The sequence below is a fragment of the Desulfocurvus sp. DL1XJH-121 genome (genome assembly GCF_054819825.1).
Genome location: NZ_JBTVWW010000022.1, coordinates 48,879 through 61,504, shown reverse-complemented (window position 1 = coordinate 61,504; position 12,626 = coordinate 48,879). Strand labels below are relative to the sequence as shown.

General features: G+C 68.7%; 11 protein-coding genes. 7 read left to right on the top strand and 4 right to left on the bottom strand.

What is annotated here, in order from left to right; all coding sequences use genetic code 11:
- Positions 1–169: 169 nt before the first annotated feature.
- On the bottom strand, positions 170–1,981 hold the full coding sequence (locus ACYYG1_RS14175) for a methyl-accepting chemotaxis protein (RefSeq protein ID WP_461210981.1): 1,812 nt from the start codon (positions 1,979–1,981) through the stop codon (positions 170–172).
- Positions 1,982–2,382: 401 nt separating this feature from the next.
- Entirely contained in the window at positions 2,383–2,871 is a 489-nt protein-coding gene (locus ACYYG1_RS14170) for a SixA phosphatase family protein (RefSeq protein ID WP_461210980.1), read from the bottom strand.
- A gap of 126 nt (positions 2,872–2,997) precedes the next feature.
- Between ACYYG1_RS14170 and ACYYG1_RS14165 the strand changes: the two genes are divergently transcribed.
- The 6 genes from ACYYG1_RS14165 (at position 2,998) to ACYYG1_RS14140 (ending at position 8,881) form a co-directional block, all read left to right on the top strand.
- Positions 2,998–4,134, top strand: coding sequence for an N-acetylmuramoyl-L-alanine amidase (locus ACYYG1_RS14165; RefSeq protein ID WP_461210979.1), 1,137 nt, complete (start codon positions 2,998–3,000; stop codon positions 4,132–4,134).
- The gene (locus ACYYG1_RS14160; RefSeq protein WP_461210978.1) at positions 4,134–4,973 is read left to right on the top strand and encodes a tetratricopeptide repeat protein; all 840 of its coding nucleotides are present in this window, start codon (positions 4,134–4,136) and stop codon (positions 4,971–4,973) included. Before ACYYG1_RS14165 ends, ACYYG1_RS14160 begins: the two co-directional genes overlap by 1 nt.
- Positions 4,974–5,026: 53 nt before the next feature.
- On the top strand, positions 5,027–5,869 hold the full coding sequence (locus ACYYG1_RS14155) for a hypothetical protein (RefSeq protein ID WP_461210977.1): 843 nt from the start codon (positions 5,027–5,029) through the stop codon (positions 5,867–5,869).
- A 19-nt stretch (positions 5,870–5,888) separates the two neighbouring features.
- Positions 5,889–7,085 carry an S-layer homology domain-containing protein gene (locus ACYYG1_RS14150; RefSeq protein WP_461210976.1) on the top strand — a complete coding sequence of 399 codons (1,197 nt, stop codon included), beginning with the start codon at positions 5,889–5,891 and terminating at the stop codon, positions 7,083–7,085.
- Between the two features lie 145 nt (positions 7,086–7,230).
- Complete coding sequence (locus ACYYG1_RS14145) at positions 7,231–8,289, top strand: hypothetical protein (protein ID WP_461210975.1); 1,059 nt, start codon at positions 7,231–7,233, stop codon at positions 8,287–8,289.
- Positions 8,290–8,311: 22 nt separating this feature from the next.
- The gene (locus tag ACYYG1_RS14140; RefSeq protein ID WP_461210974.1) at positions 8,312–8,881 is read left to right on the top strand and encodes a CDP-alcohol phosphatidyltransferase family protein; all 570 of its coding nucleotides are present in this window, start codon (positions 8,312–8,314) and stop codon (positions 8,879–8,881) included.
- A 196-nt stretch (positions 8,882–9,077) separates the two neighbouring features.
- Here the strand turns inward: ACYYG1_RS14140 and ACYYG1_RS14135 are convergent, their stop codons facing one another.
- Together ACYYG1_RS14135 and ACYYG1_RS14130 are read right to left on the bottom strand one after the other, a co-directional pair.
- Positions 9,078–9,713, bottom strand: a complete 636-nt coding sequence (locus ACYYG1_RS14135) for a cyclase family protein (protein WP_461210973.1) — start codon at positions 9,711–9,713, stop codon at positions 9,078–9,080.
- Between the two features lie 116 nt (positions 9,714–9,829).
- Positions 9,830–10,312 (bottom strand): hypothetical protein, encoded by a 483-nt coding sequence (locus tag ACYYG1_RS14130; protein ID WP_461210972.1) that lies wholly within the window; start codon positions 10,310–10,312, stop codon positions 9,830–9,832.
- Between the two features lie 161 nt (positions 10,313–10,473).
- On the opposite strand from ACYYG1_RS14130, the gene uvrB reads away from it, so the two are divergent.
- A complete protein-coding gene (gene uvrB, locus ACYYG1_RS14125; RefSeq protein WP_461210971.1) occupies positions 10,474–12,495 on the top strand; it encodes an excinuclease ABC subunit UvrB in 2,022 nt (673 codons plus the stop codon).
- Positions 12,496–12,626 lie beyond the last annotated feature (131 nt).

Below are 12,626 nucleotides of genomic sequence, written 5' to 3'. Positions count from 1 at the left end.
AGCCGTACCCCAACCAAGGGCGGCATGACCACGCTCATTTCATGGCCTACTGTCAGGTGATAACCATCTCAGCACAGAAAGGGAGAAGACGAAACGGCCCCCTCCGAAACCGGAAGGGGGCCGCAAGGGGCGGACCGGAGAACTCCCCCGGTCGCAGGTGTCGGCTTGTTCAGGCGTTCTTGAGCTCCTGGACCAGTTCGCTGAGCTCTATCATCTGCGAGGACAGTTCCTGCACGGCCTCGGCTGTCTGGGCCACGCCCTGGGTCGTTTCCATGGTGATGCGGTTGACCTCGTCGATGGAGGAGTTGATCTCCTCGGACGTGGCGGACTGCTCCTCGGCGGCGGTGGCGATGCCCCGGATCTGGTCGGCGCTGGTTTCCACGCCCGTGACGATCTCGCCCAGGACCTGGCCGGATTCGTTGGTCAGCTCCGCGACCTTTTCCATGTCCAGCACGGCCCGCTCGACGGATTCGATGTTTTCGCGGGCCCCGTCCTGGATGGAGCGGATGGAGTCGCCCACCTCCTTGGTGGCGCCCATGGTCTTCTCTGCCAGCTTGCGCACCTCGTCGGCCACAACGGCGAACCCGCGGCCCGCGTCGCCCGCGCGTGCCGCCTCGATGGCCGCGTTGAGCGCCAGGAGGTTGGTCTGATCCGCGATGTCTTCGATGACGGTCATGATGTTGCCGATGGCCTCGGCCTGCTGGCCCAGGTGCGCCATGTTCTCCTTGAGCTCCAGGATCTGCTGCTGGGTGACGTTCATGGCCTCGATGGACTGGTGCACGATCTGCGCGCCGTTCTGGGCCTTGGTCTTGGCGTCTAATCCGGCCTCGGCGGCCTCGCCGGAGTTCCTGGCCACCTCCAGCACCGTGGCGTTCATCTCCTCCATGGCCGTGGCCGTCTCGGAGATGCGCTGGGTCTGGGCCTGGGCGCCCTGGCGGATTTCGTCGGACTGGGCCGATATCTGTCCGGAGGCGGCGGCCACGCGGGCCACCACGGCCTCCAGGCGCTCGGCCGCGGCGTGCATGCCTTCGCTCCTGGCGCGCTCGGCCTGCTTGCGGGCCTGCTCGGCCTCGGCCGTGGCGACTTCCGCGTCCCGGGCCTTTTGTTCCGCGGCCGCGTTCTTGGCCTCGATCTCCTTCATGTTCCCGGAAAGGGTGGTGATCATCTGGTTCAGGGCGGCCTCCAGGCGGGTGATCTCGTCCCGGCCCCGGATGTTGACCTGCACGTCCAGGTTGCCCCGGGCCACTTCCTGGGCGTCTGCCGTGGCCTGCTTCAGGGGGCCGAGGATGCTGCGTACGATGAACACGGCCAGGGGCAGGATCAGGACCAGGAAGATCACGCCCACGGACGAGCCCACGGTCTTCAGGGCGGTGTTCAGGGCGTCGCCCATGCCGTCGGCCAGGATGGCGCTCTGCGAGTCGATGTCGTCGATGTAGATGCCCGTGGCTATCCAGTAGTCCGTGCCGGGGATCAGCTCGGCATAGGCCAGCTTGGGGCTGGGTTCCTTCTCCCCGGGTTTGGGGAACCAATATGTCACGAATCCGCCGCCGGACTTGGCCTTCTCCGCGAGGTCCTTGATGTAGGGGTGGCCTTTCTTGTCCTTTGTCCCGATGCGTTCCTTGCCGTGGAAGTCGGGGCGCAGGGGGTGCGCCTGGCATACGCCCCCGGTATCGTAGATGAAATAGTAGCCCTTGCCACCGAAGCGCACGGGCTTGATGGATTCGCGCAGGGCCTGGATGGGCGCCGTGCCGTCCTTGACGGCCTCCGCCACCACGTGCCCGAGGCCGGTGGCGATTGTCTGGATGGAGAATTTCAGGGTCCGCTCATAGCCCTGGAGCATGGCCTGCGTGGACTGTTTCAGGGAGCTTTGGTTGGTGCTGTTCATGAAGTGGGTGAAGGCTCCGCCGATGCCCAGGGAGAACGCGATCATCAGAAATAGCAGGAAGACGATTCTTGCGGAAATAGAGAATTTTCTCAGCATGGTGTCCCCTCGCAACATGAAGATTCAAGTTCTTCAATACAACATGGAATGCTTTTTGATTTCCATACCATGTTACGTTTTTTTGCTGCGTAAATGCAAGACGCCGGGCAAGATTGTTCATTGTTTGAAAATGGCTTTATATATCAGCAAACTGTTCGCCCGTGGAGCGTGAAGTTTTTACAGGATGGCTGCTGGCGAGCGGTGTCAAGCGGACGCGAAACCCATTCCACAGCAAGGCCGTTGCGGGCGCAGTCATGTTTTTACGGAACTCCGGGGGGCGGCGCGCGCGATGGGGAGCCGGGCTCGCGAGGGCATGGCTCAAAAACGCCGCCCCCCGGAGTGGGGGCGGCGTATAGGGCAGGCGAAAGGGAAGAATTACGGTTGGGTGACGGTGGAGCGCGTCAACTTCCGGCGATGACCTGAAGCTGCATGGGGCTCAGGTGCCACTTGAGCAGCGGGGCTTCGGCGGAGCCCTGGGGCAGGCGGATGCAGGTCAGGCCGCCGTTTTCCACGTGCAGGCGCAGGCGCGTGTCCCCGTAGAGGATGAATGCGGCCAAGTCCGCGAGGTTGGGCAGGTGCCCGGCCACGAACACGCTGTCCGCGTTCAGGGCGCGCAGGAACCGTTCTCCTTCCGCGGGCGGGGCCATGGCCTTGAAGGCCTCGCTGGTGGTGATTCCGTCCGGGGGGTAGCCCATGGCCCCGGCCATCATCTCGGCGGTCTGCACGGCGCGCAGCTTGGGGCTGCAGACGATGCGGCCGAAGCGCAGGCCCATGGCCCGCGCCGCCTCCGCGCTGCGCAGGATCTGGTCCCGGCCTACGGGGGACAAGGGCATGGCCGGGTCGATTTCCTTGGACAGGCACGAGCCGTGCTGCATGAGGTAGATATCCATCAGTGCGCTCCTTCGGGGGGCTGTCGGGGGACGCTCTGGAAAGGGCGTCCGGCGCGTCCGTTTTTTCATGTTTCTTGCATGAAAAGCCCGCAGGAGGGAAGGCATTTCCCCCGCACGAGGAACCCGGTGGAACAGAACACGCAAAGCCCCGTCATCTCGCGTCGAAAAGCGCTCCTGGCCCTGGGAGGGGCCTGCGTCGCGGCTTTGACGCCCCTGGCCGTGGCGGCCCGCAGCGCCAGGGACGCTGGGCTGGAGGCCCAGGCGCTCCTGGATCACGGCCGGCCGGGAGAGGCCGGGCGGCTCCTGGCGGAGGCCGTGCGCAACGCGCCCGGCGATCCCTGGCTGCGAGGCCTGCTGGGCCGGGCGCGCCTGGCCGTCGGAGACCGCGCCGGGGCCCTGGAGGCCTTCCGCGGCGCCGTGGCCCTGAACCCCGAGGACAGCTATTCGCGCATGATGGCCGCGCGCATCGCCCAGACCCCGCTGCCCGCCCGCGTGGCGCGCCGGGAGGCGTACCCCACGGACCAGGAGCGCCGCGCCGAGGCCGAAGGGAAACGCCCGGCAGGGGCGGGCGGCTACAGCGTGCGCCGCGTGGTCCTGGACCCCGGGCACGGGGGCTTCGATCCCGGAGCCTGCGGCCGGGGCGGGTTGATGGAGAAGGACGTGGCCCTAGACGTGGCCCTGCGCGCCCAGGCCGTGCTTTCGCGCACCGCTCCGGGGCTCGAGGTGCACCTCACGCGGCGGGGCGACTATTTTCTGCCCCTGTCCGCGCGCACGGCCGAGGCCAACCGTTTCGCCGCCGATTTGTTCGTGTCCCTGCACGTCAACGCGGGGGAGCGCCGCGCGGCGCGGGGGGTGGAGACCTATTCCTGCTCCGAGCGCGCTTCGGGCCTGGAAGCCGAGCGCCTGGCCGTCCAGGAGAACGCGGCGGCCGGGCTGGACCCGGCGGACGCGGCCGGGTCCCCGGGCCTGAGCCTGGAGGAGATCGTTTTCCGTTTCGAGCGCCGCCGCCTGTGGGAGACCTCGGCGCGCGCGGCGCGGCGCGTGCAGGGCGCCCTGGCCGGGATGCTGCCCATGCCCGACCGTGGGGCGCACAGCGCGGATTTTTATGTCCTGCGCAGGGCGCGCATGCCCGCCCTGCTGCTGGAGACCGGGTTTATCAGCAACCCCCAGGACGAGGCCGCGCTCAAGAACGCGGACTATCGCGCCCGGGTGGCGCGCGCCGTGGCCGCGTCCGTGGCCGCCCTGCACGGGGAGGGGGTCTGATGCGGCGGTTCGCTTTGGCGGTGCTGCTGGTGCTGGCCGCCGCGCTCCCGGCGCGGGCCGTGGAGGATCTGGTGCTGGCCGGGTCCGACGCCCTGTACCGGGGCGACGCGGCCACGGCCGAGCAGGCCCTGGCCCGGGCCGTCAGCCGCGACCCGGGCGACGATTTCGCCCAGAACCAGCTGGGCCTGGCCCTGGTGGGCCTGGGCCGCGCGGACGAGGCCCGGCAGCGTTTCGAGACGGTGGCCCGGCGCAGCCCGGACAACGTCTTCGCCCTGACTTGGCTGGGCCTTCTGGCCATGCGCGCGGACGACGCGCCCCGGGCGGTGGACTATTTCCAGGCGGTCCTGGCCGTGGACGCGGAGAATCCCACGGCCTTGTACCTGCTGGGCGTGGAGGCGGCCTCGCGCCGCGACCTGGCCGGGGCCGTGGACCTCCTGCGCCGGGCCGGGCGTTCGGGCCGGGGCGACCCGGAGGTCCAGTACCGCCTGGGCGAGGCCTGGCGCGGGCTGGACATGCTGGAGAACGCGCGGCTCTGCTACGAGCGGGCCCTGGACGCGGCCCCACGCCACTACCAGGCCCGGGTGGGCCTGGGCTGGACCCTCTACGCCCAGGGCCGCCGCGACCAGGCCGTGCGTGCCTGGGAACAGGCCCACGCCCTGGACCCCGAACGGACCGAGGCCCGGGCCGGGCTGGCCTCGGTGCTGGTGCGCGAGGCCGAGACGCTTTTGGACCGGGGCCGCGACGACGCGGCCAGGCAACGTTTTTCCCGGGCCCTGGTCTACGAGCCCGGCAACCGGGCGGCGCTCTACCACTTGCGCCGCATGCCTCCGGCAGAGTAGGACTTTCGTATCGCCGCCCGCTGACCGGCGCGGCAGAACCAAGGAGCGAAACCGTGAACAAGAGACGCATCACAATCCTGGTCCTGGCCCTGGCGCTGTTGGGGCTCGCGGGCGTTGCCCAGGCCCAGGACGCCGCCCCGGGAGAGGGGGCCGAAACCTACGTGCAGCAGGCGGACGACGGTCAGGTTGACTGGGGCAGCGGCATGATCACGGCCAAGGGCGTGTTCATCCCGCCCCAGGGCATGACCCGGGGCATGGCCGAGCGCGCCGCCACGGTCATCGCTCGCCGCAACCTGCTGGAAATCCTCAAGGGCGTGCAGATCGACTCCACCACCACGGTGCAGAACACCATGGTCAACGACGTGGTGGTCTCCCAGGTGCGCGGGTTCCTGCAGAACACCATGCAGCTGAACACTGCCTACATGTCCGACGGGGCCGTGGAGATCACCGTGGGCATGAAGCTGCACGGCGCGTTCTCCGACGTGGTCATGCCCGATTCCGCGAAGTTCAAGGCCAAGTCCCTGGGCGCGGCCCCGGCCGCACAGGCTCCGGCCGCCGCGTGGACCGGGCTGGTGGTGGACGCGCGGGGGCTGGGCGTGCGCCCGGCCATGAGCCCGCGCATCGTGGACGAGGCGGGCGCGGAGATATACGGCACCGCCGTGGTGGACCGCGAATACGCCATCCGCCAGGGCATGGCCGGATACGCCAAGGACCCCCAGGCCGCTGCCGCCAACCCGCGCGTGGCGGGCAACCCGCTGACCGTGGCCGCCGTGGGCGTCACGGGCCGCGCCGCCACCGACCTGGTGATCCCCACGGCCAAGGCCGACGAGATCCGCGCCCGGGAGGAGAGCTCCCGGATACTGAGCCAGGCGCGGGTCATGATTTTGCTGGATTGATCCCTCACCGGAGGACGAGATGACGAATACCGTGATGGCGCGTCTGCGCCCCGTTCACCTTTTGCTGCTGGCCCTGGCCTTGGCCCTGGGCGGCTGCGCCGGGCAGCAGCCCCGCACGCCCTCGGGCGTCATGGACAGCCCGTCCCACCACTTCCACAACGGACTGGCCGCCCTGGACAAGGGCGACGCGGCCCAGGCCGAGGCGGAGTTCCAGTCCGCCCTGTCCACGGGCGTGGAGTATCCCCCGGCCCTGGCCGGCCTGGGCGTGGCCGCGGCCATGCGCGGCAGCGAGAATGCCGAGGACCAGGCCCTGGATCTGGTGGACGAGGCCCGCGACGCGGCCGACGACTGGGACCCCTCGGTGCGCATGTGGCCCGAGGTCATGGAGATCCGCGCCCTCACGGAACTGTACCGCCGGGGCAAGCTGCCGCGCGAGGACTTCCTGGAGGGGCTGGAGGGCCCGTACAAGGACGCCGTGGATTTCGCTCCCTCCGCGCCCGAGCCGCCGTTCTACCTGGCCGAGGCCTACGTGGCGGCCCTGGAGTTCGGCCCGGCCGAGGAGATGTACTATCGGGTCCTGACCCTGGGCCACGGCTACGAGGACCGCGCCGAGAAGCGTTGGCGCCTGGTGCAGGACGTGAACCGCGCGGCCCCGGGCAGCGCCGTGGGCAAGGAGATCGCCCTGGTGGAGGAGCTGACCCGCGCCGACCTGGCCGCCCTCATGGCCGTGGAGCTGGACGTGGACAAGTTCTACACCCGCACCAGCGACAGGATCGCCCCGGGCTTCGCCGCCCCCGGGCGGAACGTCGCCGTCCTGGAGCCCGAGCACGCGGTCACGGACATCGCCACGCACCCCATGCGCGCGGACATCGAGAAGGTCCTGCGCTACGGCGTGCGCGGCCTTGACCTCTATCCCGACCGCACCTTCCGCCCCGACGCGCCCGTGACCCGGGCCGAGGCGGCCATGATCTTCGAGGACGTGGTGGTGCGCGCCACGGGCCGGGCCGAACTGGGCACCCAGTACATCGGCCAGGACAGCCGCCTGCCCGACATGCGCGGCGACCATCCGGCCTACAACGCGGCCATGCTCTGCATCACGCGGGGCATCATGGACGCGGACATCCGCAGCGGCGCGTTTAGGCCCATGGACCCGGTGTCCGGCGTCGAGGCGCTCCTGGCGGTCAAGGCCCTGCGGCGGGAGTTGAGCCTGTTCTAAGGCCGGTCCGGATACGGTTTTCGCACCCTTGCCGGGGCGGCCTCCAGGGGCCGCCCCTTTTTACTTTGCGCGGGAAAAGGTGTATGCGCTGCTGATTATGACTCGCCCCATCCGCACCTCCGCATACGGCCCCGCAATCCGGGCCTTGCTCGTGGTTCCGCTGTTGCTCTGCGCCCTGTCCGCCGCCGCGCCCCAGGCCCTGGCCCGCGTGGTGGAAGTGCCCCTGGCCGCCCCCACGGAAACGCCCGCCGCCGCGCCCCTGACCCGCGACCAAGCCCGGGACGAGGGTTTCAGGCGCGCGGTGTTCGCCGAGGCCCTGGACATCCTGCCTGGGACCCTGGCCCCGCGCCGTGCCGAACTCCTGCGCGACCACCTGGCCCCCAAGGCGGGCGAATACGTGCTCAGTTATTCCGAGGCCCTGATCGCCGCTCCCGAGGCCGTCGCGCCCGAGACAGCCGCGCAGGAAGCGCCCGCCGCACCCGCCATGGGGGAGGGCGCCGCCGCCGGGACTCCGGCCATGGACCCGGGCGCCGCTTCGGCCCGGCCCGAGGCCCCGGCGCCCGGCATCCTGCGCCTGGACGTGGCCGTGAACCGCGCGGCCCTGAAGAAGGCCCTCAAGCTCGCGGGCGTGTACTACACCCTGTCCGCGTCCCAGCCCTGCGACCTGAGCCTCACGGGCCAGGCCTCCTGGGCCTGGGACGAGATGGGCCGCCTGCAGGCCTTCACGGGCGTGTCCGTGGTGCGCGGGGCCGAGCCGCTCCTGGAGATCGACTCCAGCGTCACCGAGACCACGCCCGAGGAGCGCAAGGCCGGGCTCGACGAGTCCGCGCCCATGTGGTCCGCCTCGCTCACGGGCGCTGGCAACCGGTGGACCGCCGCGGGCCGCGACCTGGAAGCCGTGTGGCTGCGGGTCTGGAGCGGGTGGTTCTCGCGCCCCGGGGCCGAGGCCGGGCTGGTGGACGTGCTGACCCTCTCCGTGTCCGGCTGGTACGCCAGCGACGGGGTCAAGGCCTTCGCCGAGACCCTGGGGTCCTGGGAGAACCTCGTGGAAGGGGCCGAGCTGCGCGAGGTGCGCATGCTGCCCGACGGGCTCACCGGCATCTTCAGCGTGCGCACCTTGGATCGCGCCGCTCTGGAGGCCCGCCTGGGCGAGGAGCTGCCCCCGCGTGGTTTGAGCTGGAGATTCGTGGAAACCAAAAACTGAGAGATTTCAACGGAGGGAAGCCATGCGGGGCAAATTGCGGGAGAACAATTGGACGATTCCCAATCTGCTCACCGTGGTCCGCATCCTGCTCACCCCCGTCATCGTCACCGCCTTCATCCACCAGCGCGTGAACCTCGCGCTGTTGACCTTCGCCGTGGCGGGCGTCACCGACGCCCTGGACGGAACCCTGGCGCGCGTCCTGCGCCAGCGCACCACCCTGGGGGCCATGCTCGACCCCTTGGCGGACAAGGTGCTCATCGTGGCCAGCTTCCTGTGCATGGGCGTGCTGGACTGGGCCCCGGCCTGGCTGGTGGTCCTGGTCATAAGCCGCGACCTGCTCATCGTGGGCGGGCTGATCCTGGTCAGCCTCCTGGGCGTGGACGTGCGCTCGCGCATCCGGCCGACCTTCGCCAGCAAGACCAACACCACCCTGCAGATCGTCTTCATCCTGCTGATCCTGGCCGAGCGCGGGGGCTGGCTGGACGCGCCCAGGCTGCTGTACACCGTGCTCTATCTCACCGCCGCCTTCACCATCTACACGGGCGTGGACTACACCCTGCGCGGCTTGGCCTTGATGCCCTCGGGCGAATAGCAGGCCGCCCACAAACAGCGATCTGCGGCGTTGCTGCGGAAAATGCAACCCCTCGCGTAGCGAAAGCGCGGGGAGTACGCGTCGGGCCTGCATTTCCCTTGCGCCTTGCATCTCACTATTTTTGAACGGCCTGCGATCGGTCCCTGTTTCTAGGCTTTCTTTCGTGGCTTGGTCAGAAAGCGTGAGGTGTTCGGTTTCAACCGGATAGTGCGAAGGCCCGCACGGGCGAACCGTCCCCGTCGGCGATGGGCAGGGGCGGGGCGCAGAAGGTGAATTCCCCGTCGGGCAGGGCGTCCAGGTTGGCGAGGTTCTCCACGATGACCAGCCCGGCGGCGAAGAGCGCCTTGTGCACGGGGGCGTCCTCGTCCTCCACGCGGTCCACGCCGGGCGCGTCCAGGCCCAGGCCCGAGAGGCCGAGCCCGGCCAGCAGCGTCGCGGCCCCGGGCGTGAGCACGGGATAGCCCCGGAAATATTCGTCCCGCCCCCAGTGGGCTTCCCATCCGGTCCTGAGGATCACGAAGGCCGCGCCTGAGAGCGTGGGCAAGAGCGGGCGCACGAAGTCCTCTCCGACCTCGCGCACCCCGCGCAAATCCAGCACGCGCGCCGGACCCACGAAGCGCGACGCGGGCAGGTCCGAAAGGCAGGGGCCGCCCGGCAGCATGTGCGCGGGCGCGTCCAGATGGGTGCCCGTGTGCGTGCCCAGGGTCAGAAGCTTCAGGGCGTAGCCGTTCCCGGCCACGGTGGCGGCCTGCTCGAAGCGCGGGGCCGGGTCGCCCGGATACACGGGCATGCCCGGGGCCAGGGGGTGGGAAAGATCGATGACGCGGGGCATGGCTGGGCCTGCTGCCGGACGCCGCATCGACGCGGCGTCCGGATGATGAGTCTTAGATTGTTGCGACATCCAATTTACGCGGGCCGTCCACGCAGGCTGTTTTTCGGGGCGACCAGCTATTCTTGGACTTCTACCAAAGGCTCCGCTCGTGACAAATCGTAGAGCCCGGACATGGGCATGCCCATGTCGTAGTTGGGCAGCTCGGAGAAGCGGATCAGGCCGATGGTCTTGCCCTCGGGGATGGCCGACAGGGGCGTCAGGCCCAGGGGGATGGGGAAGTTCATGGGCTGGGCGTTGACCTCGGTGACGCGGTCCTCGTAGTGGGCCTTGAGGTAGTCCAGGATGGCGTCCCGCTCGGCCTTGGTGAAGGCCTCCAGGAGCACCTTGCGGCTGCCCACGGGGTCGTCCAGGCCGGGCTCCACGGGGTCGCCCAGGAGGCGATTCCAGTCCAGGGCCGACTCTTCGGCCGCGTCGTATTCCGGGCGGAAGAGGTGGACCTCCACGTTGCGGCGGCCCTTGAAGCTGCGGATGACCATGGAGATGACGAAAGCCCTGTCCGTGGGCAGGGGCTGGCTGGAAGCGGTACAGTGTATGCGCATGCCGTGGCTCCTTTCCGGCGCGCGGGGCGTCGGGTTTTTGGAAGTTGGCTGGCGTGTGGCGAGAGATTTTTTGATACGCAAAAAGCGTGGCCCTGTGAACCCTGTTTCCGGGGCTCATGCCGGGTGTTTACCTGGGCGCGCCGAGCGGGTACAAACCGGGCATGCCATCCTTCGCCAACGTCGACACCGACGTCCGTTTTCAGCTTGAGAGCCCCTTCGAGCCTCGCGGCGACCAGCCCGGGGCCATCGCCGACATCGCCGACAACCTGCGCGCCGGGGTGCGCGACCAGGTGCTGCTCGGGGTCACGGGGTCGGGCAAGACCTTCACCATGGCCAAGGTGGTGGAGGCCGTGCAACGGCCCACCCTGGTGCTCGCGCCCAACAAGACCCTGGCCGCCCAGCTCTACAACGAGTTCCGGGGCCTGTTCCCGCACAATGCGGTGGAATATTTCGTCAGCTATTACGACTATTACCAGCCCGAGGCCTACCTCCCGCACACGGACCTGTACATAGAGAAGGACTCGTCCATCAACGACGAGATCGACAAGCTGCGCCACGCCGCCACCCACGCGCTGCTCACGCGGCGCGACGTGCTCATCGTGGCCAGCGTGTCCTGCATCTACGGCCTGGGCTCGCCGGAATACTATTCGCGCATGGTGGTGCCCCTGGAGCCCGGCCAGCGACTGTCCCGCGACAAGCTGGTGGAGCGCCTGGTGGAGGTGCACTACGAGCGCAACGACTACGATTTCCACCGGGGCACCTTCCGCGTGCGCGGGGACGTCTTGGAGATCATCCCGGCCTATTCCAATCAGCAGGCCCTGCGCGTGGAGTTCTTCGGCGACGAGGTGGACTCCGTCACCGAGACCGACCCCGTCACCGGCGAGGTCCTGGCGCGCCTGGCCAAGACCATCGTCTTCCCGGCCAGCCATTACGTGTCCGACCGCGAGAACCTGGACCGGGCCGCGAGCGAGATCCGCGAGGAGCTGCGCGAGCGCCTGACGTACTTCAAGAACAAGAACATGCTCGTGGAGGCCCAGCGCCTGGAGCAGCGCACCCAGCTGGACCTGGAGACCATCGAGGAGCTGGGCTACTGCAACGGCATCGAGAACTACTCGCGCTTCCTGGACGGCCGCGCGCCCGGCGAGCCGCCGCACACGCTGTTGGACTATTTCCCCGACGACTTCATCCTCTTCGTGGACGAGTCCCACGTCACCGTGTCCCAGGTGGGCGGCATGTTCAACGGCGACCGCTCGCGCAAGACCACCCTGGTGGACTTCGGCTTCCGCCTTCCCTCGGCCCTGGACAACAGGCCGCTGAATTTCGAGGAGTTCCTCACGCGCCGGGGTCAGACCGTGTACGTCTCGGCCACTCCCGGCCCCTGGGAGCTGGACCGGGCCCAGGGCCTGGTGGTGGAGCAGATCATCCGGCCCACCTGGCTTCTGGACCCGGAGGTGGAGGTGCGCCCCACCACGGGGCAGGTGGACGACCTGATGACCGAGTGCCGCGCCCGGCGCGACGCGGGCGAGCGCGTGCTGGTCACCACGCTGACCAAGCGCATGGCCGAGGACCTCACGGAATATCTGCAGAACATGGGCATCGAGACCCGCTACCTGCATTCGGACATCGACACCCTGGAGCGGGTCTCCATCATCCAGGCCCTGCGCAAGGGCGAGTTCCACGTGCTGGTGGGCATCAACCTGCTGCGCGAGGGCCTGGACATCCCCGAGGTCTCCCTGGTGGCCGTGCTGGACGCGGACAAGGAGGGCTTTCTGCGCTCCACGCGCTCCCTGGTGCAGACCTTCGGCCGCGCCGCGCGCAACGTGCGCGGCAGGGTGATCCTATACGCCGACCAGGTCACGCGCTCCATGAACGAGGCCATGGAAGAAACCGCGCGCCGCAGGGAAAAACAGCAGGCCTTCAACCAGGAGCACGGCCACGAGCCCGAGACCGTGCATAAGGATTTGAACAATATACTGGATTCGTTGTATAGCCGTGCGGAAGAAGGCAAGGACGCGCTGCCCCCGGGCGACGCGGAGCTGGCCAGCGACCCCAAGGCCGCGGCCGCCGAGATCAAGCGCCTGGAGCGCGAGATGCGCGCGGCGGCCAAGGACCTGGAGTTCGAACGCGCGGCCGGGCTGCGGGACAGGATATCGCTGTTGCGGGAACTCTTGCGCTCCGTGTGACGTTCGGCTTGGGGTCCGAACGGCTGCGGCCCCAACGATCTGTGGATTTGGGCCGTTTGTTGAAACAGCTCTTTTGAGCAGGCCGTTCAAAAATAGTGAGATGCAAGGCGCAAGGAAAATTCAAGACCGAA